This window comes from Micromonospora sp. NPDC053740 (genome assembly GCF_040677775.1).
Taxonomy (GTDB): domain Bacteria; phylum Actinomycetota; class Actinomycetes; order Mycobacteriales; family Micromonosporaceae; genus Micromonospora; species Micromonospora alfalfae.
In genome coordinates this window covers 1-24,156 of the sequence record NZ_JBFASO010000003.1, presented here as the reverse complement: position 1 = coordinate 24,156, position 24,156 = coordinate 1, and the positions used below count along the sequence as shown (strand labels likewise).

Below are 24,156 nucleotides of genomic sequence, written 5' to 3'. Positions count from 1 at the left end.
GCTTGGGGCTGGGGGCGGTCCGGGCGGGGCCTGCGCCCCCCCCACCCGTCCCGTTTTTCACCACGCCCCACTCCCCGGGATGGGGGGGGGGCGCGCCCCCGCCCCCCCCGCCCGGCTCATGTCAACGCTGCGACAGGCCCAGGCTCACCGGATCAGCGTGCCGGTGACACAGGTCAGCACCTGGCCCTGACCACGGGTGGCGCTCGACGTGGACGTGGCGAAACCGTGGGTTTCGAGCAGTAGTTCGGTCGCGGCGAGGTTCGCGGTGGCGTGCGCTTCGGTAGGGCGCTCGCCAACGACGTAGAGCCGTCCTCCCGGTGCCAGCAGGCTGCGCACCCGAGCGATCTGCTGCGCCGCGTCGCCCAACCAGAAGAGGCTGACGTTCACCGCGAAGATCTTGGTGAAGTGGTCGGTAGGCAGGTCGGCAGACTCGAACCCTGCTCGCCGGATCTCGGCCCTGCCGGCGTCGATGTGGCTCAGGTTCCGTTCGGTAGCGAGCCGCACCATCGTCGCGGCACGGTCGATGGCGACGATCCGACCGGTGGTGAGTTGGTCGGCGACCAGGGAGACGGCGGCTCCCCGACCGCAGCCGATCTCCAGCACCTGGTCGTCGGGCGCGACAGCCATAATCTGCACCGCCCAGCGCTGCCGGTGGGCGGGCGTCACCCGGACCGATTCGTTCGCCGCCGGCGTCGCGTCACCGCTGGACGAACCCGGATCGCGGGTCGAAAGGGTGGACCTCACGACGTCACTCGCCGGTGCCTTCTCTGCTCACATCACTGATTCCACCCTCTCGGCGGAGTCAGTGCACCGTGTCCTCGGTCACCGGACCGGATCGACACGTGCGACAGCTGTCAGTGCACGGGCACCGGGCTGACGTCCCCGAGGGCGTCCGTCGGGGCCGGGACGTGCTTCGGGGCGTCGGCGTTCACCATGGCCACGGAGACGAGGGCCGCCGCGAGCACGAAGCCGACGGCGACCCAGTACGCGACCGAGTAGCCGTGCATCAGCGCCTCGTTCCGCTGCTGGGCCTGCGCCGCCGGGCCACCGTGTGAAACCAGGTAGGTGGCTGCCGAACTGGTCGCGATGGTGTTCAGCAGGGCGGTGCCGATCGACCCGCCGACCTGCTGCGATGAGCTGATCATCGCGGAGGCGACACCGGCGTCCTTGGGCTCGACGCCGTGGGTGGAGATGCTCATCGCGGGCATGAAGGCGGTGCCGATGCCGAGCCCGATCACGGCTTCGGCGAACGCGATCTCCAGGAAGCCACTGTCCGCGTCGAGCACTGCCAGCAGCACCAGACCCACCGCTGTGACGAGATACCCACCGACCATGATCGGCCGGGGGGCGATCCGGTGCGCGAGTCGAGCGCCGATCTGCGTGGCCCCGATCGCCTGCGGCACTGCCATCGGCATGAACGCCAGACCGGCCAGCACCGGCGACCATCCCTTGACCTGCTGGAAGTAGTAACTGAGCAGGAGGAACATCCCGAACATGCTGACAATCGCAAGTCCAACCGAGAGGTACGCGGCGGCCCGGTTGCGTTCGGTCAGGACGCGCAGTGGCAACAGCGGGGACTTGACCCGCGCCTGCACCACGACGAAGGTCGCCAGCAGCAGCACCCCGGCGGTGAACGACCCGATGGTCACCCCGGCCGACCATCCGTGGCTCTCGGCGACACCGAACCCGTAGACCAGGCCGACGAGTCCGGAGCTGGCCAGCAGCACGCCGGGCAGGTCGAGTCGGGCGCGGTGCCGCTCGCCGTCGTCGTGGACGGTGCGACTGGCGCCCAGTATCCCGATGACCGCGATCGGCACGAGGACGAACATCGCGAAGCGCCAGTTCAGGTACTGGGTGAGCAGCCCTCCCACGATCAGGCCGACAGCGCCGCCGGCGATCGAGACCGCGCTGAACACGCCGAACGCCTTCGCGCGTTCCCTCGGTTGGGTGAAGGACAGGGACAGCAACGAGAGCGCGGCCGGCGCGAGCAGAGCCGCGAACACACCCTGGAGTGCTCGGGCGAGCAGCAGCATCGCGGCGTTGACGGCCAGGCCGCCGATGGCCGAGGCGATCGCGAAGCCGGCCAGCGCGATCAGGAAGGTGCGCTTGCGCCCGACCATGTCGCCGATCCGGCCACCGACAAGCAGCAGACCGCCGAAGGCCAGACCGTACGCGGTCACCACCCACTGCCTGCTCCCGTCGGTGAAGTGCAGCGCCTGTTGCGCCGAGGGGAGCGCGATGTTCATGACCGCCCCGTCGAGCACCACCATCAGTTGAGCGATGGAGATGAACAACAGAGCCTTCCACCGCTGGGACTCCGGGGCGGCGCGACCTGTGGGCATGAGTGATCCTTAAGAGAGTTTTGTGAGGATTCGAGCGACTCGCCCAACGTTAACCACGTTGTGGAACGGTCGCCAAAGAATGTGCCGGCGATTACAGGGCCGCCGCGAGGTGACTCACCGGTCCTTACGGCCGGATTTGTCGCCTAGAGCCGACAAGTCGGGAGGAAACAGGGCCGGCAGAGGCGTCGCCTGTGAGTGCCGTTACTTTGTCGAACGTTCCAGAAAAGGCTAGCGTTCCGTCTCACGAAGAGCCCCACGGGCCCCCCGTGGCGGCTCACCAGTCGAAGTGGATGTGAGACGAGATGTCTGGACGGTTGGAAGCAAAGGTGCTGATCGTGACCGGTGGCACGCAGGGCATGGGCCTGGCGTTCGCCCAGCGGGCGGCCACGGAAGGGGCCCGCGTCGTCATCGGCGCCCGGGACAAGGACCGGGGCGAGGAGGTCGCCGCGCGGATCAGGAACGCGGGCGGCAGCGCCCTCTTCGTGCCCACCGACGTGACTGTCGAAGAGGACATGGCGCGGCTCGTCGACGCCGCCGTGACGGAGTACGGGCGGCTGGACGGCGCGTTCAACAACGCCGGCGGTGGCCCGATGGCCAGCGTGCGCGAGACCGACAGCGACAACTGGCACCGGTCGCTCGCCCTCAACCTGACAAGCGTCTTCTACGGCCTCAAGTACGAGCTGCCGGCGATCATCGCCTCCGGCGGTGGCGCGGTCGTCAACAACGCCTCGGTCTCCGGCGTGAAGGGCGACGGGACCCAGGCCGCCTACAACGCGGCGAAGCACGGGGTCATCGGTCTGACGCGCTCGGCGGCTCTGGACGTGGCGCGCTCCGGTGTGCGGGTCAACGCCCTGGTCACCGGTCTGATCGACACCCCGCTCTGGCAGGGCGTGGTCAGCCAGGCCCCGGAGATCGCCGAGCGCCACCTGTCGGCGCAGCCGACCGGACGAGCCGGCACCTCCGACGAGGTCGCCGCGCTCACCGCGTTCCTGCTCAGCGACGAGGCCACCTTCATCAGCGGCGCGTCCATCGCCATCGACGGCGCCCTCACCGCCTGAGGCGTCGAGGCACCGAGGCACCGAGGTCCGGTCCGGGGTGGCGGCTCCAGCAGCCGCCACCCCGGACCGGGCAATGCGTCAGGCGATCCGGTAGGCCCGCTGGATCGTCTGCGTGACGGTGTTGCCGGCGGTGTCGGTGGCGGTCAGTCGCAGCGAGACGAATCCGGCCCGTCGCGGATGACTGATCAGCGCGACGTTCCGGATCACCGGCAAGGCGACCCACGTCCGGCCGTCGTCGAACGACGCGGACACGGCGAGCATCCGGTTGGGTGCGGCCTTCGAGCCGGCCTGCCGGTCCAGCGCCACCGGGATCTTCATGACCCGGCCGGCCCGTGCCGTGTTGCTGTCGTCGAGCACTGGCGTCGCGCGAGCCGTGGTCAGAGGCAACCGCTCCGGCGACGTGGTGTGCGCCGAGGTGAAGGTCCAGGCCACCGAGACCGACGTCGACAGGGTGTCCGGTGCGCTGCGGGTGGCCGTCGCCTCCAGCCGGTAGGTGGCCTTCCCGGCGGGCACCGCGAACTCGGCCCACGGGCTGTCCGAGGTGCCGATCTCCTTACCGTCGCGCAGCAGCCGGAACCGCACCGGCTGGTCGTCACGGCTCGCGGGGCGACCGGTCGCGTCGCCGAACAGGGGCACCGACGCGATCGAGATGGTGTCGCCGTCGCGGCCCGCGTACCCCAGGGGTGACAGGGTCGGCGCCTGGGTCACGGAGGGCCCGAAGGGGGCCGCGTTCCAGGTCTGGGTGTACGTACGCCCCGACCTGAAGGTCGAATCCTGCGTCGTGAGGTTGTCCCCCTCGACGAACGTGGACGTCCAGACGATGCCGCCGTCGGTGTTGTAGTACTCGGTGCCCTTGAACGGCAGGTCGACAGGCGTGTTCGACCCGATCGGGCCCGCGCCTCCGGGCGCCGACGCGCGGTGGAACCGGGTGGCCGTCGCCGTCGTGGACTGGCTGCGGTAGGTCGTCCTGACCGTGGCGAGGTTCTTCGACGACAGCTTCCTGGTCAGGCCGGTGAACATGTCGCCATTGGCGACGTACGCCAGGTCGTAGGTGTAGGGGCTGTTCCGGAAGGTGCCGTCCCTGCCCGGTCGGGCGAGCCCGACGCCCAGCGTCGCGGTGAACTCGGGTGCCGCGACGGCGGGCCCGAGTCGGCCGAAGAAGACGTCGGTGAAGGAGACTCCGCTGAGCTGGACGCCCGGGTAGCGCATGCCGTCGTCCCAGTTGGCGCTCACGTTGATCGAGGTGGGCGCGGCGTCGCGCTGCGGCACTGTCACCGCGACAGGCTTGGCGTTGCGGGCGTCGACAGCCTCGGTGACCGGGCCGCGTACGTCGAGGACCGGCTGCGCGAGCAGGGTCGACACGTCACCCTCGTGGATGGTGCTGTACAACGCGTACCGCCCCTTGGGCAGCCGCAGGACGCCGCCGCCCGGTGTGGTGGGGAGGGTGCTGAACTCGCCGGTGGTCAGGTTCGCCGCCACTGTCGTGTACTCGGTGGCCGGCTTGCCGTCGCGTCCGGTGTGGTTGAGCCGCACGTCGTAGCTCTCGATCTCACGGTTCAGCACGAATGGCGTCCGTACCCGCAGGTCGCCGGGGGCGGTAGCGGTCAGCGCGCCCTGGTAGACGCCGTCCGGGGCGTCCACCCTGGTGTCCACCGTGATCGTCGCCTCGGCGCGGCCACCGGCCGGCACCACAAGCGTGGCCGGGCTGACGGTGAGCATGCCGGCCGGGGCCGGAGCGATGGCCAGCGTCAGTGTGACCGGCACGGTCCCCGTGTTGCGGTAGCCGACGACCTGGGTGATCGGGCTGTCGTCGGCGTGCGGCCAACGCTGCACCGGAAAGTCGATGGCGGCGACGTCGGCGGCGACCGGCTGGGCGACAGCGCGGGCGATGTCCACCCGGCCGGCGCCCTGCTCGTAGATGGTGTCCTCGCCGGTCGGCTTTGCCGAGTCCATCAGGGCGGCCTTGAGCTGCGGGCCGGTCCAGTCCGGATGCTGCCCGGCGAGAATCGCTGCGGTGCCGGCCACGTGCGGGGTCGCCATCGACGTACCCGACATGGTGGCGTAGTCGCCGCCGGGGGCGGCGGCCACGATGTCGACGCCCGGCGCGCTGATCTCGGGCTTGATGTGGTTGTCGCCGACGCGCGGACCCCGGCTGGAGAAGTAGGCCCGCTGGTCGTCGGCGTCCACGGCGGCGACGGCGAGAGCGTCGTCGGCGGAGGCCGGCGAGGAGACCGACTTCGGCTTCCCCTCGTTACCGGCCGCGACAACGAAGAGGGTGCCGTACCGGTGGCTCAGCTCCTGGACCGCGGTCTCCAGCGGGTCGAGGCCGGGTGCGTCGTCGCCGCCCACGCTCAGGTTGACAACCCGGGTCTGCGGCGCGAGCCACTGCATGCCGGTGATGATGTCCGAGTCCTGGCACTCGGTGGTGGCGCAGACCTTGCCGACGAGCAGCTTCGCCCCCGGTGCCACACCGCGGTACCTGCCTTCGGAGGCGGCGCCGCTGCCGACGATCGTCGACGCCACGTGGGTGCCGTGGCCGACCGAGTCGGCGGGGTCGTTGCCGCCGGTGAAGTCACGGACCTCGGCGAGGTGGCCGGCGAAGTCGGGGTGGCTGGCGTCGATCCCGGTGTCCAGCACTCCGACGGTGACGCCGGTGCCGTCGAAACCGGCCTGCCACGCCGCCGGGGCGCCGATCTGCGGCACGCTGCGATCGAGGGAGACAGTGCGCTTACCGTCCAGCCAGATGTGGGTGACCCCCGCGGTGAGGGTGCGCGCGGACGGCGTACCTCGGGTGAGCGACGTCCAGAGGGTCACCCGGTCGTCCCGGTCCGCCCGGACCGCGAGCGCGTGCGCGGCCGGGAGGTCGGCCCGCACCCGCCCGGCACCCCCGGTGGTCGCGGTCCGTGCCCGCGCCGCCATGTTCTCGGGGTACGCGACCAGCAGCGGCAGTTCGGCTGCCCGGTCGTCGTGGCCGAACTTGCCGAGCGTGCTGAGGTCGAACAGGCGTCGATCGAGCCGTCCGTCCCGCACCAGCGGCATCGCGTCCACCGGGATGACGTACTGGTGACCGTCCTCCCGGCTGCTCACGAACCGCATGCCGGCCCGACCCGGCCCGCGCTGGATCTGTGGTCGTCCCGCCGCGTCCAGCGAAACCCGGTCACCGGTGATCAGGGTGAATGTTCCGTGGGTGCCAGGGGCCGTGGGCGTCGGCGTTTCCTGCGCGTTCGCCGGTTGGGCGATCAGGCCCGCCGCAACCAGCGCTGTCGCGAGTACGCCGGCTGTCAGGGCGCGTCGTTGCCGTCGTCGCACATCGTCCTCTCCGCCACGGGCGTCTCCCGGGTCGGCACGATGACGCCCGGCCGGGTCGTCAGGTTGATCACAGTGATGTGACAGAGGCCACAATCGCGCCCCGCGCCGACGTGACCGGTCCACCCTGGCGAGTTCCATGCGGCGGTGACCAGGGGACGAGGCATGGGAGGGCACCGGTCGGATGCGTGACGCCGAAGAGTTCGACGCCCTCTACGCGGCCTGTGCGGGTCGGGTCGTGGGTCACGTGTACGCGCTCACCGGCAACCGCGCCGAGGCGGAGGACGCCGTCGCCGAGGCGTTCATGCGGGCCTGGCAGCGATGGGCGACGGTGCGGGAGACGGACAGTCCGGAGGCGTGGGTCCGTCGGGTGGCCTCCCGGATCGCTGTGAGCAGCTGGCGCAAGGCGTTCAACCGGGTACGCGCGCACCGCCGGGCAGCGGTCGACCAGGGCGTGCCCGGGCTGAACGAGGACCACGTCGCGCTGTTGCAGGCGCTGCAACGGCTGAGCGCCAACGAGCGGCGGGCTGTCGTGCTGCACCATCTCAACGACCTCAGCGTCGCGGAGGTGGCAGCCGAGATGCAGGCCCCCGTCGGAACCGTGAAGACGTACCTCGCCCGTGGGCGGAGAGCGATGGCCGGCTTGCTGACCGATGCGCACCAGGAGGAGACCTCCCATGGCTGATCCGCGCGACGATCTCACCGCGATCGTGGACGAGGTCCGGCGAGTCACCACGCTGCCGGGGGCACAGGCGTTGCGGCACCGCAGCGACAGGCGTCGGCGGCGTTGGGCGGCCGTCGGTGCAGTTGGACTGGCCGTGGTGGCCCTCGCCGCCGGCACCGCTGTGGTGCAGGTGCGCGACACCGTCGAGACGCCTGGCGGCGGTCCGGCCTCCCAGGCCGCACCGCCAGTGGTCCCGTCCGCGACCGCTTCGGCGGGACCGCAGGAGATCCTCGGCGGACGGCGGCAGGTCCAGATCGTGCTGCCCGGCATGCGTGGGGCAGCGTTGGCGATCGACAGCGACGGCGATCAGGTGCGGGCCACCACCGAACAGGGCATCGACGATCGGGCGCTGTGGGTGCTGCGCCCCGAGGGCGACAGGTACCGGATCCTCCTGGCGTCCGGTGCCGACGCGATCTGCCTGACAGTCGTGCACGACGCCGCGCCGGGCAGCGTGCGCGGCCGGGCGTGTGATGCCGCCGCCTCGACGCAGCTCTTCCGGATCGATCAGGTTCCGGACGGCAGCTACTCGATCTTCCAGGGCAAGCGTTACGTCCAGGTGGTCGACGGCACCAACGCGCTGGTCCCCGACCTGCCCGAGGGCCTGACCACCACGTACGAGTTCCTGGACCGCGGGCCGAGGTGAGCGGCCCCGCCAGCGGACCATGATCGTGCCGTCGGTGCGCGGAGCGAACTTGATGCCGGCCGTCGAGCCGGATGCTGGCGTCGAAAGGTTTCGATGCGCCGAGGCCGAAACTTTCGGAAAAACATTGACACTTAGCGATGAGCCGACTCAGGCTTGACGTGGCTGGCAATCGTGATCATCGATCTCGCTTCGTCCCTTTCCGTAACCATCACCTCGGAAGGAGACCTCTAGTGACCATCCCCTCGGGCCGTTCCAGAACCCGGTTCCTGGTCGTCGTGCTGGCGCTGGCAGCGCTCACTGTCGCCGGATCGGTATCGGTAGTGACACGAACGACCAATGCTCAAGCCGCAGCAGGCACGCTGGCCGCGGCAGTGGAGGACGAGGGCGTCGACTGCGCCGTGTCCGGTCTGCCTGACCTGGGCTTGCTGCCCACCAACGCCAAGCTTCCCGATCCCTTCAAGAAGCTGAACGGGACGACCATCACCACCAGGTCCGACTGGCGCTGCCGGCGGGCGGAGATCAAGGAGCTTGCCGAGAAGTTCGTCTTCGGCGAGAAGCCCGCCAAACCCGCGACGGTCACCGGGACGGTGTCCAACAGCACCGTCACTGTCAACGTGGCACACAACGGTAGGAGCAGCAGCTTCTCGGCGCGGGTCGAGCTGCCGAGCGGCACCGGTCCCTTCCCGGCCGTCGTGGTGGTCGGCGGGTTCGGCGCCGACACGGCCACCATCAAGGCCGCCGGCGCTGCCGTGATCAGCTACGACCCATTGGCAGTTGGCCGCGAGGGCACTCCCCGGAACAACAAGCAGGGCGCGTTCTACAGCATCTACGGCGCATCGAGCAGCACCGGGCTGCTCGCCGCCTGGGGGTGGGGCGTCAGTCGGATCATCGACGTCATCGAGCGGTCCGACGGCAGGATCCTCAAGGCGGACGCGATGGGCGTCACCGGTTGCTCCCGTTATGGCAAGGGTGCCTTCGCGATCGGTGTGTTCGACCAGCGCATCGCCCTGACCATGCCGATCGAGTCGGGAAGCGCTGGCGTCCCCATCTTCCGGGGTATCCCGGGTGAGGGCGCGCAGAGCCTGAGCAGCGCGTACGGAGAGCAACCCTGGCTGGGTGACGCGTTCGGCTCCTTCACCAGCAGTCCGAACCGGCTCCCGGTGGACACCCACGAGATGGTCGCCATGGTGGCGCCGCGCGGACTGTTCATCATGGACAACCCGCACATCGCCAACCTCGGCCCCCGGTCGGCGAGCGTCGCGGCCCTGGGCGGCGCCGAGGTCTACAAGGCGCTCGGCGCCGGTGACAACATCACCTACTGGTCCGACGTGCAGGACGGCAGCCACTGCGCCAACCGCCCCGAGTGGCGTACCCCGTTGCAGAACAACATCCGCAAGTTCCTGCTGAAGACGGGCAACGAGCCGGGTGTGATCCGGATTTCCAGCAAGGCGCTCGGCCGGCTGGCCGACTGGCGGGACTGGCCGACCCCGGTCCTGGCTGACGGCCCGACCACCCCGCCGCCGACCACGCCGCCGCCGACCACGCCGCCGCCGACCACGCCGCCACCGACCAGCCCGCCCCCGACCACGCCGCCACCGACCACGCCGCCACCGACCGGTGGTGGCTGTGCGGCGACGGTGTCGGTCAACCAGTGGACTGGCGGTTTCGTCGCCACGGTGCGGGTGAGCGCCGGCACCGCGCCAGTGAACGGTTGGACGGTCACCATGACTCTGCCGTCGGGTGCCAGCATCACCAGCATCTGGAGCGCCAACCGGAGCGGCAGCACCGGGACCGTTCAGTTCACCAATGTCGACTACAACGGCTCCATCGCGGCCGGGCAGTCGACCGAGTTCGGTTACCAGGGCAACGGCACCGGTGCGGGGATGACTCCCACCTGTTCGACAGGGTGACCCGCAGGCCCGGTGCGGAGGTGCGCAGCCTCCGCACCGGGCCGCGCGGCCGTGCGGCGGAGCCCGAGCGTCAGAGCCAGACCACGAGCCCGGTCAGATCGTTGAGGACCGCGGCGACGCCCGCCCGGATGGCCGCCGCGCACCGGTCCGCTGTGAACGAGTTCGGGTCGTACGTCGAGGACATCCCGAGCCCTTCGCCACGGAACGACGCGCCGTCCCAGTCGACAGCTGTGACGTTGTGGGTGGGCTCGGCGAGTTCCGCGCCGACCACGAGGAACTTCTCGTCCAGGTGGTTCGGGGTGACCAGCGCGAGCCCGTCGATGAGGTCGTTGCCCGCGCTGACGATGAGGTCCGGGCCCATCTCCATCGCCTTGGCGATGCTGGGAACGGCGTCGTGCGCATTGCCGACGACGATGGTCCTCAGATCGACGTGCTCGTCGTCGGCCCACTCCTTCACCGCCGTCACGAGGGCCTTGGTCGGGTTGTCCGCACCGCTGGTCAGCAGGACGACCCGGTAGTCCTTCGGCGGGTGGACGTCGGCCCACGAGCCGGGCTGCGGGGTGATGGTCGCCTCCGGCGCGGGCTTCGTCGAGGGGTCGACGAACCCGCTGCCGAGAGTGCCGATGGCGCTGGGCGCCGGACGTGGCTCGGACCAGTCGTTGCTGGAGTTGCAGGCGGTGACCAGCGCGGCGGTCGCGGCCAGCATGGCAACGGCCCGAAGCGGGGGGCGCAAGGTGATCGTCCTCCGGGTGGTGGCGGAAAGTGCACGTACTTCTTCGTATTCCTATCTCAATTCCGGTCACCGGTAATCGGTGGGCGGTCTTTCGGGGAAGTTGTTCTCCGGCGGTTCGTCGGTGCGCGGGTTGGTGTTCACCCACGACATGCAACGTGCACTGGCCAACCGAGGGAGTCGAATGTCAGGCCGCATCCGTCGTACCGTTATCGTCGCCGCTGTCGGGTTCGCCGCAGCGGTTGTTCCGTTTCTGGGCACCTCACCGGCGTCCGCGCACGGCTTCTCGTCGACTGTGTACGCGAAAATTGCAGCGGGAGATGAGGGTCACATTCGGACCGGCGTGGAGCTCGAATACGACCTCCTCGTCGTCTCCGCCGCGGATGCCGGCGACGACGACCCGCTCTTCCGGGCGGGAACCGCCGCGTTCGAGGCGGGCGACACCGCCGCCCAGGCCGCCGCACTGAAGGGTCACGCGTCGGCGGTTCTCCGGTACGTCTCCGACCGGTTCGCGGTGAGTTCCCGGGGTGCGGCCTGCCTGCCGACGCAGGTGGGTGACGCGACGATCGGTGAGCGCGAGGGCGTGCCGTACGCGAACCTGCTGCTCGACTGGACCTGCCCGGAGCGGGTCGACGAGCACGTGGTGCGCAGTGGCCTCTTTCCCGATGGCGAGGGCTACGTCAAGGGCACGAAGACGATCGTCACCTACGAGATCGACGGCCGTTCGGGCAGTGCGGCGCTGGACGCCGCCAACCCGTCCTTCTCGACCGCACAGGCCTGGTACGAGCGGTTCGGCGAGTTCTTCCTCCTGGGTGCCGAGCATCTGCTGACCGGGATCGACCACATCCTGTTCCTGCTGGCGCTCATCGCCGGGTCTCGGCGGCTTCGGGAGATCGTGCTCGCGGCCACCAGCTTCACACTGGCGCACTCGGTGACGTTCCTGCTCGCCGCGCTCGGCCTGGTCGAGGTGCCGGGGGCGATCGTGGAGCCGATCATCGCGTTGTCGATCGCCGTCGTCGCCGGTTGGCACCTGTGGGGCATCTGGCGGCGCGGTGAGCACGCGACCGACCTGGAGACGGCCGGGCGCGGCCACTTCGGCCTGGATCAGGCCGGCTGGATCCGCCTCGGCGTGGTGTTCTGCTTCGGCCTCGTGCACGGCCTCGGATTCGCGGGCGCGTTGGGTATCGACGAGGCGTGGTCGTGGACCCTGCTGTGGTCGTTGCTGGTGTTCAACGTCGGCATCGAGGTCGTTCAGTTGACGATTATCGCTCTCGTCTTTCCGCTGCTGTTCGTGCTGCGCCGTCGTGCGCCGAAAGCCGGCCTCTGGGCGACCGGGGCCGTTTCTGCGGGGGTGTCCATTATGGGGTTGATCTGGTTTGTGCAGCGCATTTCTGGATCATGAGCAGGGCTAAGTAGTTCGTGAAGTGCAGTCTTTCGCAAGATCACGTTCATGATCGGTTCATCGGGCGACGAAACCGTGGAACTGCTTCCCCAGCGTCGGGTGAAGGCACAATCCATTTCTCTATTTGAAAAGGGAACAATGTCGATGACATTGAGCACCTCGACACGGGCCTCCGCGCTCGTGCGGCGGCGCCTGGTCGCCGGGGTCGCAGCCGGTTTCCTCGGAATGGGCGCGGCCCTCGGCAGTGGCCTGATGGCCACCGCGAGCGCCGCCGAGTCCACCACGATCACCGGTGTGGTCCTCGGCGTCGGCGCCAACGAGACCCAGCGCATCGTGAGCTGGTACTCCTCCGCCGACACCGCGCAGAAGATCCAGCTCGCCCCGACCGCCGAGATCGTCAACGGCGAGTTCCCGGCCGGCGCGGTCAGCTTCGACGCCGTCGGTGCCGCGAACACCTCGACCACCGGCTTCAACCGGCACGCCACGATCAGCAACCTGCGTGAGAAGACGGCGTACTCGTACCGGGTCGGCGCCGAGGGCAGCTGGTCCCCGGCGTACGCCTTCAAGACGCAGGACTTCGAGGGCGACTACGACTTCCTGTTCTTCGGCGACCCGCAGATCGGCTCCTCCGGGGACCGGCTGAAGGACCAGGCCGGCTGGGAGGACACCCTGAAGGTCGCCACCGCGGCCAACCCGAACGCCGAGCTGCTGGTCTCCGCCGGCGACCACGTCGAGAGCGCCAACGACGAGGGTCAGTGGACCTCGTTCCTGGCCCCCGAGCAGCTGCGTCAGATTCCCCTCGTCGCGACCATCGGCAACCACGACGTCGGCGGCAAGTCCTACGAGCAGCACCACTTCACCCCGAACACCGACCGTTCGTCCCAGTACTACAACGGGGACCAGGCGACCCGGTCCGGCGGCGACTACTGGTTCATCCACAAGGATGTGCTGTTCATCGACCTGAACAGCAACAGCTACGTCAACCCGGCGGACGGCTCGGCCGGCGGCGACGCGGCGCACGTCGCGTACGTCACCGACGTCATCAACAAGCACGGCTCCGAGGCCAAGTGGAAGGTGCTGGTCTACCACCACTCCATCTACTCGCCGGCCAGCCACGCGACCGACACCGACAACAAGCAGCGGCGGGAAGACTTCACCACCGCGTTCTCCAACCTCGGCGTCGACATGGTCCTGCAGGGCCACGACCACAGCTACACCCGCAGCTACTCCATCAAGAACGGCCAGAAGGAGAACCCGGCCGAGCAGCCGGGTGCTGCCGACGTGTTCCCCGGCCCGGGCGGCGTCATCTACGTGACAGCCAACTCGGCCTCCGGCTCGAAGTACTACGACATCAAGAAGCCGGACACCACCGGCACCGGCATCCGTGGCAACGGCCCGGACCCGCTGGACCCGAACAAGTACTGGTACAACTCCGTGCAGAACCAGGAGCACGTGCGCAGCTACGTCAAGGTGCAGGTTCGCGGCGACAAGCTGGTTCTCGCGAACGTTCGCAGCGGCACCTGCGCCGCGCCGAACGCGGCCGTCGAGAAGGGCCTCTCCTGCGTCAACACCCCTGACGGTCAGCCGGTCGGCTCGATCGTCGACAACGTGACGGTGCACCCGTTCCACGGTGACGGCCAGGCCATCCAGGTCAACGTGCCGAACCCGGCTCCGGGCGAGTTCGGCTGGACGATCGACGGCTACAACGGCCTCGTCGACCTGGGTACCGCGCAGGAGCGCAACGGCACCTACTTCCAGGCCAACGGCAAGATCAACCCGATCCTCGTGTCGGACAGCCGCCGGTCGCTCGCCCCGTGGTCGATCTCGGCCAACGTCGGCGACTTCTCCGACGCCGACAAGAAGTTCTCCGGCTCCTACCTCGGTTGGAACCCGTACGTGCTCGACGCCGGCGCGGGCGCCGAGGCCGGCGCCCCGGTCCTGTCGTCCCTCGACGACCAGGGCAAGGGCCTCTCGGTCTCCAGCGCGCTCGCCGCAGCCGCGCAGGGTCACCCGCGTGGTGGCGCCAAGCTCGGCGCTGACCTGGACCTGAAGATCCCGGACAGCATCGCGAAGGGCAGCTACCGCACCACCCTCACGATCACTGCCTTGAGCAGCTGACCGGACTGTTCCATTCGGCGGGGTAGGCACCTTCGGGGCCTACCCCGCCACCGGTTCACCCACTACCAAGATCACCACAAGGATTTGAGATGCAACCGTCCGTAACGCGCTGGAAGACAGCCCTTCGTACCACCGCACTGTCCCTGCTCGCCGTCGTCGCGGCCGTCGGTGTCGGCGCCGGCCCCGCCCTGGCGGCGGACGGTAACGTCGCCTGGACGGTCCGGACGGCCTCCAACGGCTACGGCGAGGCCCGGTCCAGCTACAGCTACAACGTCAACCCAGGCGGCGCCGTCGAGGACGCCATGGTGGTGGCCAACCGCGGCCCGGCACCGCTGACCCTCTCCGTGTACGCGGCCGACGGCTTCACCACCGACGCCGGCCAGCTCGACCTGCTCACCAAGGACAAGAAGTCGATCGCCATCGGCGCCTGGGTGAAGCCGAACGCCGGCAGCGTGGTGATCCAGCCCGGAAAGACCGCCCAGGTCCCCTTCGCCGTCAACGTTCCGGAGAACGCCACGCCCGGGGATTACGTCGGTGGCATCCTCACCACGCTGACGCAGGCCGACCAGGCTGAGGGGATCAACGTCGACCGGCGCCTCGGTATCCGGATCAAGTTGCGGGTGGGCGGAGAGCTGAAGCCCAACCTCGCGATTGAGAACCTCCACGTCACGTACGCCGGGCCGACCAACCCGTTCAGCAAGGGTGACGCCACCATCACCTACAAGGTCCACAACGTCGGCAACGCGGCTCTGTCCGGCAAGCAGGCGGTCACCGTCTCGGGCCCGTTCGGCCTGCTGCGGGTGCGGGCCGAGGACGTCGCCGCGCCGCCGGAACTGCTTCCGGGTGAGAGCTGGGACGTGACGGTGCCCGTACACGGGGTGGCTCCCACCATCTCGCTGGCCGCGACGGCGACAGTGACACCCCTGCTCACCGACGCCTCGGGCTCCACCACCTCGCTCAAGCCGGTCGAGGTCACCGCGCACGGCTGGGCCCTGCCCTGGATGCTGGTGCTGGTGCTCGTCGTGCTGATCGCCGTGCTCGTCGGGGGGTACCTGTACCGACGCCGCAACCGGGCGCAGAGCAAGGCGCGCGAGGACGCCCGCGTACGCGACGCCGTCGAGCAGGCGCTTCGTGGCCCGGAGCCGCAGACCTCCTGACCGCGGCTCCGCTCACCTCGGCTGGCTTCGGCCGGCGGCGGTTCCCACCCGCTGGGTCAGGCCGATCGCGAGCGCGATCACGGCGATCACCAGCACCGCCGCCGGCACGGATGCCCAGGTCGGGGCCGTACGCAGCACCACGGTGCCGAGCACGGCGCCGACCACCAGCCCCGCCAGCCGGCCGACGCCACCCACGTCGGCGAACCGGTGCGGGTCGACGACGCGACGCCTGACCAACTCGGTCAGCGAGCCGGTCAGGTAGGTGGTCGACGCACCCCGTACGCCGGCGGCCACGGTGATCACGCTCTGGATGCCGCTCGACACGGCCGCCATCGCCAGCAGCACGAGCCCGAAGCCGTACCCGGGACGTGCCGAGCAGGCGAACCAGCCCACAGTGAAGCCGAGCAGCAGCACCGCCTCGGCCGACGTCACCACAGCGGTACGGCGGTTCCAACCCGGCGGGGTGTGGCGCAACGGCACGGTGGCAGCGGCCACGCCCGCCGCGTACCCGCCAACCGCCACCACCGCCCCGGCGAGCGACCTGGTGTCGGCGGTGGCGAGCGCGTGGCCGAAGTGCACGAGGTTGCCGGTGATCACGCTGGCGAAGTAGCCGTTGAGCTTGGTCAGACAGATCACGTCGAGGCAGCCGGAGGCCGTGGCGAGTGCCACCAGGAGCCAGGCCGTGGCCCGCGTCGACGGAGCGTGCACGATGCCCCTTCCGTCGGTCCTGCGGCCAGCGCGACGCGCCCGGCCTCAACGTCGAACGCGCCGGCGCTCGCGCCCGGCGGGTACGCGGCCATTCCCGTGCCCACCCCGGTTACGCCCGGCCGGGCCCACCAGACGCGGGCGTTCGTCCTTGTGGGTGAACGACGCTCGGCCCCGGGCCACGCCCGTTCCCGAGCCGGCATGCTGCGACGGTGACGCCGGCACGGAGAGGGAATCCACATGGTTGACGGGGATGTGCCAGAGCGGATGCAGGCCGCGGCCTTCGACGAGTTCGGCGGGCCGGAGGTGATCACCCTGCGGAAGCTGCCGATCCCGCAGGTCGCCGACGACGAAGTGTTGATCAAGGTCTTGAGCGCCGGCGTCGGGGTGTGGGACGCGTACGAGCGTGAGGGTGTGCTGGTGCCGGAGGGCTCGGCGCTCCCGATCGTGCCCGGCTCCGACGGTGCCGGAACGGTCATCGCCGCCGGCAGCAAGGTGACCGGTCTGGTGGTGGGTGACCTGGTCTACGTCTCCGCCACCACCCGTCCGAAGGGTGGCTTCTACGCCGAGTACGCGTCGGTCAAGGCGGAGTACGCGGCGAAGATGCCCGACGGTGTGCCCGCCGAGCACGCCGGAGCCATGCCCACCGATGCGCTGACCGCGCTGGCCGGACTCGACGCGATCAGCCTGTCGGCCGGCGACTGGCTGCTGATCTTCGGTGCGAGCGGCGGTCAGGGTCACCTGGCCGTGCAGTTGGCGAAGCGGCAGGGGCTGAACGTGATCGCCGTGGCGTCCGGTGCGGACGGCGTCGCGCTGGTGACCAGGCTCGGCGCCGACGTGTCCCTCGACGGCCACGGCGACATGACCGACGTGCTGACCCGGATCCGGGACGCCGCGCCGGGCGGGGTGAACGCCATCCTGGCGATGGCCGGCGGCGCGACGCTGGACCGGCTCACCGAGGCGCTGGCCGACGGCGGTGTGGTCGCGTTCGCCCACGGGGTGCGGCCGGAGCCGCAGGAGCGGCCGGGCGTCATGGTCCGGGCGTACGACGGCGAATCGAGCCCTCGACAGTTGCAGCGCCTCAACGAACTCATCGAGGCCGGACCGTTCGTCGTGCACGTCGCGGAGAAGTTCCCGCTGGGCAAGGTGCGGGACGCGCACCAGCGCCTACAGACGTCCTACTCCGGCAAGCTCCTGCTGACTGTCGCCTGAGACGTCAGGGCGTGCGCTGCTGCGGCACGCGTACCGAAGCCATGCCGGCCGCCGTCGCGGCCTGGATGCCCAGGTCGGTGTCCTCGAAGACCAGGCAGGACTCCGGGGGTACGCCGAGCTGCTCCGCAGCGAGCAGGAACGCCTGCGGATCGGGCTTGGCCCGGGTGTAGTCGTCGGCGCAGACCAGCACGTCGAACCGGTCCAGCAGGCCGAGCGCCTCCAGGGAGGCGGTGACCGACGCGCGGGTGCTGCCCGAGACGACGGCGAACGGGACCCGTCGGTGTGCGTCGTGGATGTGCGCCAGCACCTCGGGCACGGCGGCGAGCTGCGGCAGCAACTCCTGGTAGTAGCTCTCCCGGCGCTCGACGACGGCCGCCACCGGCATGGCAAGACCCTGCTGCTCGTTCAGCGCGACGATGATGTCGGCGGTGGGCCGTCCACCCCAGGCGTAGAAGAGGTCCTCGGGGAACTCGCAGTCCCACTCCGCCAGGGCCCGCTGCCAGGCCAGGTAGTGCAGCGGCATCGAGTCGACGATGGTGCCGTCGCAGTCGAACAGGTACGCGGCGAACGGTCCGGGAGGCAGCGGCAGACTCACCCGGGAAGGGTACAGCTCACTCGCTGGTGACGGCTCTCAGCTGGCTGAGCAGGTACGCGCGCTCCGGTTCGGTGCCGACCAGCGTCAACGCGCTGCGGTACGCGGCAGCGGCCTCGTCGTATCGGCCGAGCCGGCGCAGCAGGTCGGCCCGCGCCGCCGGATAGGGGTGGTAGCCGCGCAGCCGGGGCTCGTCGGCCAACTCGTCGAGTAGCGCGAGCCCCGCCGCCGGCCCGTCCCGCATGGCCACCGCGGCGGCCCGGTTGAGCGCCACGATCGGTGAGGGCACCAGACCGAGCAGCACGTCGTAGAGGGCCACCACCTGCGGCCAGTCGGTGCTGGCCACGTCGGCGGCCTCGTCGTGGAGCGCGGCGATGGCGGCCTGCACGCCGTACGGGCCGGGCGCTCGGCCGGTCAGCGCGACCACCACCAGCCCGCGCCCCTCCTCGATCATCTGACGGTCCCAGCGTTTCCGATCCTGGTCGTCGAGAAGGATCATGGCGCCGTCCGGCCCGGTACGCGCGTCCCGCCGGGCGTGGACCAGCAGCATCAGACCGAGCAGCCCGGCGACCTCCCGCTCGGCCGGCAGCAGCCGGCGCAGGATCCGGCCGAGCCGGATGGCCTCCTCGGCCAGGTCGATCCGTTGCAGATCCGGGCCGGAGCTGGCCGCATACCCCTCGGTGAAGACCGAGTAGACGGCCTGGAGCACCGTGGGTAGACGACCGGGCAGCTCGTCGGGTCCCGGCACCCGGAACGGGATACGCGCGTCGCGGATCCTCCGTTTGGCGCGGACGAGTCGTTGGGCCATGGTGGCGGGCGGCACCAGAAAGGCCCGCGCGACCTCGGTGGTGGTGAGGCCGGCCAGGAACCGCAGGGTGAGCGCGCCGCGATCCTGCGCCGCCAGCGCCGGGTGCGCACAGGTGAAGAAGAGCGCCAACCGGTCGTCGGGCAGGTCGCGGTCCGCGTCGGCGGGTGGCGCGTGATCGGCCCGCTCGGCCTCCGCCTGCAGTACGGCGAGCCGGGTCGCCAGCACCCGGTCCCGCCGAAGCCGGTCCACGGCCCGACGCCGAGCCGTGGTGAGCAGCCAGGCGCCCGGCCGGCTCGGGACGCCGTCGGCCGGCCAGTGCGTCAGCGCCGCCTCGATGGCCTCGGAGGTGACCTCCTCGGCCAGGTCGAGGTCGCCGAAGCGGCGCACGAGCGAGGCGAGCAGCCGACCGCGTTCCTCCCGGAACACCGCCTCCACCGACGACCCGACGGCTGCCCCCTCGCCCTGCACTGTCAGACCTGCGCGTCGATCTCGAAGATCGGACGGACCTGAACCGATCCGGTACCGACGGCTCCGGGACTGCGGGCCGCCCACTCCAGCGCGGCGTCGAGGTCCGGCACGTCGATGACGTCGTACCCGCCGAGCAGCTCACGGGTCTCGGCGAACGGCCCGTCGGTGATGGTGCGCTCGCCGTCCGGGTTGACCTGCACCGTGGTGCAGGTGGTCAGGTCCTGCAAGGGATGTCCGGAGACCCAGACTCCGGCGTCCTTCATCTCCCGGTCGTAGCGGATCCAGTCCTCGAAGCTGCACCCGTTGTCGACGACCTCCCCGTCAACCATTGGGCTCATGAACAGCAGCATGTACTTCACGTTTCGGCTCCTCTCGGTGCGGCGGGTCGCCGTACAGCATGACGACGAACGCGGGTCGGTGATATCGACACGGCGTGGCAGATCTTTTTGGCCGGGCCGTGTCGGCTGTGCTCAGGAGAGGCGCGGTTGCGCCGGGTCGGGTCGTTCGGCGCGTCCGTCCAGCCGTCGTTCGAACCAGGTCACTCCGACCAGAAGGGCGGTCAGCACTGTGAGCGCCGCCAGTGGCGGCACGGATCTGCCGATGGGCAGCACCGCCAGCGGCAGCAGCCCGGCGACGATCTGCGTCGGATACACCGCGCCAACCGTCAGCCTGCGGAAGACCAACCTGCTCAGCAGGTAGAGGGCGGCACCGCCGTAGAGCGCGGTAGCGGCCTCCCAGCCCAGCCGGCCCGGGTGCGCGGACTCCTCGGTGAGCTGGGCGATCACCTCCTCGATGCCGAGCGCGACGTAGATGGCGCCGATGATCAGGGTGGAGTGGGCGAGGCCGTACGCGTCGCCGGCCACGCGGGCCCGTCGCTCACCCGGCACGTTGCTGACCGCCTCGCGGGCGGCGGACGCCAGCCGATCGAAGTAGAGCCACCACAGGCAGACCGTGCAGGTGAGGCCGAGCAGTGCGGCCACCAGGGCGGAGCCGACAGGTGCCATCGCCCTCGGACCTGCGCCGGCAGAGATCAGGGACTCACCCAGCGCGATGATGAGCACCAGGCCGAACCGCTCGCTGAAGTGGTCCACGCTGCGCAACTGCCACGGCCGGAAGGTGGACGCGATCCGGGCGCCGCCGATGTTCAGCAGAAACGCGACAGTCCAGAGCGCCGTCTGGGCTGCACCGCCGAGCAGGGCACCGATGATCAGCGGGATCCAGCCCAGCACCACCGGCACGGCGAAGAACCGCAGCGTCGACCGCAGCGGAGGGTTCGTCACGCTCGCCCAGAACAAGATCACGAGCTGCACGGCCCGGCCGACCACGTAGGCCAGGGCGAGAGTCAACGGCGCATCGAACAGTTGCGCACTCTGCTGCCAGGCGTCCGGCAACACCAGCGCGGCCACGAAGATCGCCGCCATCGCGACCAGGGTGACCGCGCGGACCGGGCCGACATCCGGCCGGACCAGGTTTCCGACCCAGATGTACGGCGACCAGGAGTACAGCAGGAGGAGCAGGAGGAGCAGCCCCTGCGCCAGGGTGACCGCGCTCGGCGACCCCGCCATGAACGTGATGACCCTGGTGAGTGCGAAGACGAAGACCAGATCGAAGAAGATCTCGAACATCGTGGTCCGGTGCGTCACCCCCGCCGGAACCGGGTGAATGCCGAGATTCCTCCCCATTCTCGCATTCTGCGTCATCTCGGCCGGCGGTGTGCCGCCGAACATCAGGTCCCGCAGCGCTCGCACCGTGCCGGCGACCGTGCCGTCGAGCTGGCCGGGCCAGCCACGGGCCACGCTGATCACGCCGCCGGCCGGACGGCCCGGCCTCAGGTCGAGGCGTCCGTCCGGCGGCGGCTCCGCTCAGCCCGCCGCCGCACCTGCTGGTACGCGCCGGTCAGCCCCATCGCCCCGCGTACCTCGAGCACCGTCTGGCGTACCTCCTGGCGGGTCCGCTCCGTACCCTCGACGATCAGTCGGTCGACCAGGCCCCGGTCGGCTTCGATCTCGGCCCGGCGCTGCCGGATCGGCGCCAGGAACCCCTCCAGCGCGACGATCAGCCGTTCCTTGACCTCCACGTCACCCACCCGCCCGGCCCGGTACCGCCGGGCCAGGTCGGCCACCTCGTCGCGGTCCGGATTGAAGACCTCGTGGTACGCGAAGACCGGGTTGCCTTCCACAGTGCCCGGCACGTCGGCCCGCACCCGGTTCGGGTCGGTGTACATGCCGAGCACCTTGCGACGCACCGTCCGCGCGTCGTCGGAGAGCGCTATCGAGTTGCCCCTGCTCTTGCTCATCTTGGCGGCGCCGTCGGTCCCCACCAGGCTGGGTGTGTCCGCCGGGATCAACTCCGGCACCGGGAAGACGGGGCCGTACAGGTGGTTGAACCGTCGGGCTATCTCCCTGGTCACCTCGACGTGTGCGGCGTTGTCCCGGCCGACCGGAACCACCTCCCCCTTGACGCAGAGGATGTCCGCGGCCTGGAGCACCGGATAACCCAGCAGCCCGTACGGCATCTCCTCCTTGCCGGCGTCGCGGGCCATGTCCTTGAGCGAGGGCACCCGTTCCAGCCGGGGGACGGTCACCAGGTTCTGGAGGAGGGTGTTGAGGTCGCCGACCTCGGGGATGGCCGACTGGAGGTAGAAGGTGGCCCGGTCCGGGTCGACGCCGGCGGCGAGGATGTCGGTCACCATCTCGCGGGCGTTGCCGGAGACCTGGTCGATGTCCTCCCGGCGGTTGCGGGTGGTGAGCATGTGCAGGTCGGCGATGATGAAGAAGCTCTCGTAGCTCCGGTGCAGCCGTACCCGGTTGGCGATGCTGCCGACGTAGTGGCCGAGGTGCAGGCGGCCGGTGGGCCGGTCGCCGGTGAGCATTCGTGCGACGGACATGGTGGTGCCTCTCGTCTGGAGAAGGTGGGTCACGCGTGGGCGCGCGGCGAGCAGGGCTGACTCAGCCCTGCTCGGTCAGCGGGATCGACTCAGCGAGTCGCCCGCCATCGCGCGCCGGCGCGAAACCGCAGACCACCGGCACGGAGGACGTTCAGAAGTTGCTCACGGCCATCGTCGGAGCTGCTCGGGATCTCGGGCACGGCACCGAGGAGGCGGCCGTCGACCAGGTCGACCGCCTCGGATGCGCAGCTGCCCGTCCGAACCACTGCCTCAGATTACCCGCGGGATGGCGCCGGGAGGGGGCAGGTAGCTGTCGGCGTAGTAGGCCCCGACGCGCTCCCGGTACTCCTGGTCGGCAGCAACCGGATCGAACGGTGGCGCGTCCTTGATCTGCTGGCGGGTCCGGTCGACGTGCACGACGCGTTCCTGGTGATCCACCCGGTCGACCGTCCCGGCCGGCAGCAGCACCTTCTGGCCGAAGATCCACGGCCCGGTGTCCACCACCAGGTGCCCGGCGTCCGCCTCATCGCTCGTCTCGTCGATGGTGCCGATGCGCCCGTCGCTCGCCTGCACCTGATAACCCACCAGGTCGACGGGCGTACCCGGGCCGGGGGCATCCGGGCCGTCGTGTCCACCCTCCTGACCCTCCGGAGGGGTGACCGAGGGGGTGGTCTGGGTATAGCCGCCGGCCAGGGCGGACGGATCACGCCAGGCCCAGGGGTTGAAGATCGAGGGTTGCATGGGGCACCTCCAGGGGACGGTCCTCAGCTGTCCCCCTTCGCAGTGCCCACCCCGCTGACGCCGGAAACAAGCTCCTGTCCAGGTGTGGCAGGGCGTTCGATTCCGCGCCGCCGGTCCGGTGAGCAGGTGCGCTGGCATACTCGGCTGCCATGGTGCTGTCGCGAGGGTGGAGTCTCTTCCTGGTCGGAGTCGGCGTCTGGACCTGGGTGATCTGGCCGAGGTTCGCGGTGGCCATCTGGCAGGACCCGCGGTCCTGGGCGTCCGGCACTGTGGCGGACGGCGCGGCCACCAGCTTCCTGTGGGTGCACGCGCTGCTGATCGCCGCGTCCCTGGCAATCGGCACCACAGCGGGCGTCCTCGGCGTCCGGGCCTGGCTCGCCACCCGGCGGCGGCAGCCGTCCTGATCGCCCACGCCGCTGCTGCGGATCAGGCCGGTCGGTACCCCTCCTGCGGGCAGTCTCCGAGCCCCAGTCGTCGGCCAACGGTTCTGACCTGGGGAAACTGTTCGGACGAGCGAATGTGACGCGCGCCGCTACCCGTGGATTTGACGATCAAACCCGCAGACGCGTAACTTTCTCTCTGCCAGCGCGGAACGGGGCAAACGGGACGAAGGTCCTAGAGCACCGAAACGGGATGGCAACCGGGTCAAGCAGGGGTTCGCTCCTGGGAGACGCGGTCCGGGCGGGGCTCGCCGGATCGGCCGCGAGGCGGATTTGGTGCGGCGAAGCCGACCGGGTAAGGTTCACGACCGGCAGGGAACCGGGCGAGACTGCGGGAAACCGCAGCGGCCGGTCTGCTGAATCCGACGACCTGACGCAGCGGTTCGCTGCTGCGTGAGTGCGCCGGCGCTGACCCGTACGAAGCATGACAGACCGGGACACACGGTTTGACACGGCGAAGACGGTGAGGTAACGTAGTAAAAGTGCCCGGCGCGAGAGCGGCGGGGACGCGGTGCGGAAAGCCCCGGTTGGGGTTCCACGTGGTGGGGCTTCTGGTCGGTGTGTGGTTGTTCTTTGAGAACTCAACAGGGTGCTTGTAAAGCCAGTGCCAATTATGATTTATACCCCGGACTGGTCAGTTTTTGCTGGCTGGTTGGGATTCCTTTGGCAACATTTGTTTGTTGCCGGGATAGCTGTTCAACTAATTTTTTGTTGGAGAGTTTGATCCTGGCTCAGGACGAACGCTGGCGGCGTGCTTAACACATGCAAGTCGAGCGGAAAGGCCCTTCGGGGTACTCGAGCGGCGAACGGGTGAGTAACACGTGAGCAACCTGCCCCAAGCTTTGGGATAACCCTCGGAAACGGGGGCTAATACCGAATATTACTTCTGGCCGCATGGCTGGTGGTGGAAAGT

At 69.8% G+C, this 24,156-nt stretch carries 20 protein-coding genes and 1 rRNA gene; 10 read left to right on the top strand and 11 right to left on the bottom strand.

Annotated features, from left to right (window positions below):
* Positions 1-144: 144 nt before the first annotated feature.
* On the bottom strand, positions 145-744 hold the full coding sequence (locus AB0K35_RS08930; RefSeq protein WP_363884548.1) for a class I SAM-dependent methyltransferase: 600 nt from the start codon (positions 742-744) through the stop codon (positions 145-147).
* Positions 745-854: 110 nt separating this feature from the next.
* The gene (locus tag AB0K35_RS08925) at positions 855-2,342 is read right to left on the bottom strand and encodes an MFS transporter (RefSeq protein WP_363884546.1); all 1,488 of its coding nucleotides are present in this window, start codon (positions 2,340-2,342) and stop codon (positions 855-857) included.
* A gap of 335 nt (positions 2,343-2,677) precedes the next feature.
* Between AB0K35_RS08925 and AB0K35_RS08920 the strand changes: the two genes are divergently transcribed.
* Positions 2,678-3,400, top strand: coding sequence for an SDR family NAD(P)-dependent oxidoreductase (locus AB0K35_RS08920; RefSeq protein WP_363884544.1), 723 nt, complete (start codon positions 2,678-2,680; stop codon positions 3,398-3,400).
* A 78-nt stretch (positions 3,401-3,478) separates the two neighbouring features.
* Here the strand turns inward: AB0K35_RS08920 and AB0K35_RS08915 are convergent, their stop codons facing one another.
* Complete coding sequence (locus AB0K35_RS08915) at positions 3,479-6,709, bottom strand: S8 family serine peptidase (RefSeq protein WP_363884542.1); 3,231 nt, start codon at positions 6,707-6,709, stop codon at positions 3,479-3,481.
* A 181-nt stretch (positions 6,710-6,890) separates the two neighbouring features.
* Here AB0K35_RS08915 and AB0K35_RS08910 point away from each other — a divergent pair, with 181 nt between their 5' ends.
* From AB0K35_RS08910 to AB0K35_RS08900, 3 genes are all read left to right on the top strand, one after another.
* A complete protein-coding gene (locus tag AB0K35_RS08910) occupies positions 6,891-7,391 on the top strand; it encodes a sigma-70 family RNA polymerase sigma factor (protein ID WP_091396991.1) in 501 nt (166 codons plus the stop codon).
* Entirely contained in the window at positions 7,384-8,073 is a 690-nt protein-coding gene (locus AB0K35_RS08905; protein ID WP_363884540.1) for an RICIN domain-containing protein, read from the top strand. Before AB0K35_RS08910 ends, AB0K35_RS08905 begins: the two co-directional genes overlap by 8 nt.
* A 230-nt stretch (positions 8,074-8,303) precedes the next feature.
* Positions 8,304-9,983, top strand: a complete 1,680-nt coding sequence (locus AB0K35_RS08900; RefSeq protein ID WP_363884538.1) for a cellulose binding domain-containing protein — start codon at positions 8,304-8,306, stop codon at positions 9,981-9,983.
* Between the two features lie 70 nt (positions 9,984-10,053).
* On the opposite strand, the gene AB0K35_RS08895 is transcribed toward AB0K35_RS08900, so the two are convergent.
* The gene (locus AB0K35_RS08895; RefSeq protein WP_363884536.1) at positions 10,054-10,716 is read right to left on the bottom strand and encodes a hypothetical protein; all 663 of its coding nucleotides are present in this window, start codon (positions 10,714-10,716) and stop codon (positions 10,054-10,056) included.
* A 340-nt stretch (positions 10,717-11,056) separates the two neighbouring features.
* Between AB0K35_RS08895 and AB0K35_RS08890 the strand changes: the two genes are divergently transcribed.
* From AB0K35_RS08890 to AB0K35_RS08880, 3 genes are all read left to right on the top strand, one after another.
* The gene (locus AB0K35_RS08890; protein ID WP_363884534.1) at positions 11,057-12,115 is read left to right on the top strand and encodes a HupE/UreJ family protein; all 1,059 of its coding nucleotides are present in this window, start codon (positions 11,057-11,059) and stop codon (positions 12,113-12,115) included.
* Between the two features lie 144 nt (positions 12,116-12,259).
* Positions 12,260-14,233 (top strand): FN3 domain-containing metallophosphoesterase family protein, encoded by a 1,974-nt coding sequence (locus tag AB0K35_RS08885; RefSeq protein ID WP_238668955.1) that lies wholly within the window; start codon positions 12,260-12,262, stop codon positions 14,231-14,233.
* Positions 14,234-14,322: 89 nt separating this feature from the next.
* The gene (locus tag AB0K35_RS08880) at positions 14,323-15,390 is read left to right on the top strand and encodes a DUF916 domain-containing protein (protein ID WP_238668956.1); all 1,068 of its coding nucleotides are present in this window, start codon (positions 14,323-14,325) and stop codon (positions 15,388-15,390) included.
* Positions 15,391-15,402: 12 nt separating this feature from the next.
* Here AB0K35_RS08880 and AB0K35_RS08875 read toward each other — a convergent pair whose 3' ends face one another.
* Positions 15,403-16,098 carry a YoaK family protein gene (locus tag AB0K35_RS08875; RefSeq protein WP_357367593.1) on the bottom strand — a complete coding sequence of 232 codons (696 nt, stop codon included), beginning with the start codon at positions 16,096-16,098 and terminating at the stop codon, positions 15,403-15,405.
* A gap of 237 nt (positions 16,099-16,335) precedes the next feature.
* On the opposite strand from AB0K35_RS08875, the gene AB0K35_RS08870 reads away from it, so the two are divergent.
* Positions 16,336-17,307 carry an NADP-dependent oxidoreductase gene (locus tag AB0K35_RS08870; protein ID WP_363884531.1) on the top strand — a complete coding sequence of 324 codons (972 nt, stop codon included), beginning with the start codon at positions 16,336-16,338 and terminating at the stop codon, positions 17,305-17,307.
* 4 nt (positions 17,308-17,311) lie between these two features.
* Here AB0K35_RS08870 and AB0K35_RS08865 read toward each other — a convergent pair whose 3' ends face one another.
* From AB0K35_RS08865 to AB0K35_RS08840, 6 genes are all read right to left on the bottom strand, one after another.
* Positions 17,312-17,902 carry an HAD family phosphatase gene (locus AB0K35_RS08865; RefSeq protein ID WP_357268346.1) on the bottom strand — a complete coding sequence of 197 codons (591 nt, stop codon included), beginning with the start codon at positions 17,900-17,902 and terminating at the stop codon, positions 17,312-17,314.
* A gap of 16 nt (positions 17,903-17,918) precedes the next feature.
* Positions 17,919-19,175 carry a sigma-70 family RNA polymerase sigma factor gene (locus AB0K35_RS08860; protein ID WP_363884529.1) on the bottom strand — a complete coding sequence of 419 codons (1,257 nt, stop codon included), beginning with the start codon at positions 19,173-19,175 and terminating at the stop codon, positions 17,919-17,921.
* Between the two features lie 2 nt (positions 19,176-19,177).
* Positions 19,178-19,525, bottom strand: coding sequence for a YciI family protein (locus AB0K35_RS08855; protein WP_363885250.1), 348 nt, complete (start codon positions 19,523-19,525; stop codon positions 19,178-19,180).
* 120 nt (positions 19,526-19,645) lie between these two features.
* Entirely contained in the window at positions 19,646-20,980 is a 1,335-nt protein-coding gene (locus AB0K35_RS08850; protein WP_363884527.1) for a low temperature requirement protein A, read from the bottom strand.
* 23 nt (positions 20,981-21,003) lie between these two features.
* Positions 21,004-22,062, bottom strand: a complete 1,059-nt coding sequence (gene trpS, locus AB0K35_RS08845) for a tryptophan--tRNA ligase (protein WP_363884525.1) — start codon at positions 22,060-22,062, stop codon at positions 21,004-21,006.
* A 270-nt stretch (positions 22,063-22,332) separates the two neighbouring features.
* Positions 22,333-22,803, bottom strand: a complete 471-nt coding sequence (locus AB0K35_RS08840; RefSeq protein WP_238668963.1) for a PRC-barrel domain-containing protein — start codon at positions 22,801-22,803, stop codon at positions 22,333-22,335.
* Between the two features lie 149 nt (positions 22,804-22,952).
* On the opposite strand from AB0K35_RS08840, the gene AB0K35_RS08835 reads away from it, so the two are divergent.
* Together AB0K35_RS08835 and AB0K35_RS08830 are read left to right on the top strand one after the other, a co-directional pair.
* Positions 22,953-23,207, top strand: coding sequence for an SCO4848 family membrane protein (locus AB0K35_RS08835; protein ID WP_196920212.1), 255 nt, complete (start codon positions 22,953-22,955; stop codon positions 23,205-23,207).
* 744 nt (positions 23,208-23,951) lie between these two features.
* A 16S ribosomal RNA gene (locus AB0K35_RS08830) occupies positions 23,952-24,156 on the top strand; the annotation flags it as partial.

What these genes read in the sequence shown, in the direction of transcription:
- AB0K35_RS08925 (WP_363884546.1), bottom strand. Translation starts at nt 2,342, where the DNA reads ATGCCCACAGGTCGCGCCGCCCCGGAGTCCCAGCGGTGGAAGGCTCTG.
- AB0K35_RS08910 (WP_091396991.1), top strand. Translation starts at nt 6,891, where the DNA reads ATGCGTGACGCCGAAGAGTTCGACGCCCTCTACGCGGCCTGTGCGGGT.
- AB0K35_RS08905 (WP_363884540.1), top strand. Translation starts at nt 7,384, where the DNA reads ATGGCTGATCCGCGCGACGATCTCACCGCGATCGTGGACGAGGTCCGG.
- AB0K35_RS08885 (WP_238668955.1), top strand. Translation starts at nt 12,260, where the DNA reads ATGACATTGAGCACCTCGACACGGGCCTCCGCGCTCGTGCGGCGGCGC.
- AB0K35_RS08880 (WP_238668956.1), top strand. Translation starts at nt 14,323, where the DNA reads ATGCAACCGTCCGTAACGCGCTGGAAGACAGCCCTTCGTACCACCGCA.
- AB0K35_RS08870 (WP_363884531.1), top strand. Translation starts at nt 16,336, where the DNA reads ATGGTTGACGGGGATGTGCCAGAGCGGATGCAGGCCGCGGCCTTCGAC.
- AB0K35_RS08855 (WP_363885250.1), bottom strand. Translation starts at nt 19,525, where the DNA reads ATGCTGCTGTTCATGAGCCCAATGGTTGACGGGGAGGTCGTCGACAAC.
- trpS (WP_363884525.1), bottom strand. Translation starts at nt 22,062, where the DNA reads ATGTCCGTCGCACGAATGCTCACCGGCGACCGGCCCACCGGCCGCCTG.
- AB0K35_RS08840 (WP_238668963.1), bottom strand. Translation starts at nt 22,803, where the DNA reads ATGCAACCCTCGATCTTCAACCCCTGGGCCTGGCGTGATCCGTCCGCC.
- AB0K35_RS08835 (WP_196920212.1), top strand. Translation starts at nt 22,953, where the DNA reads ATGGTGCTGTCGCGAGGGTGGAGTCTCTTCCTGGTCGGAGTCGGCGTC.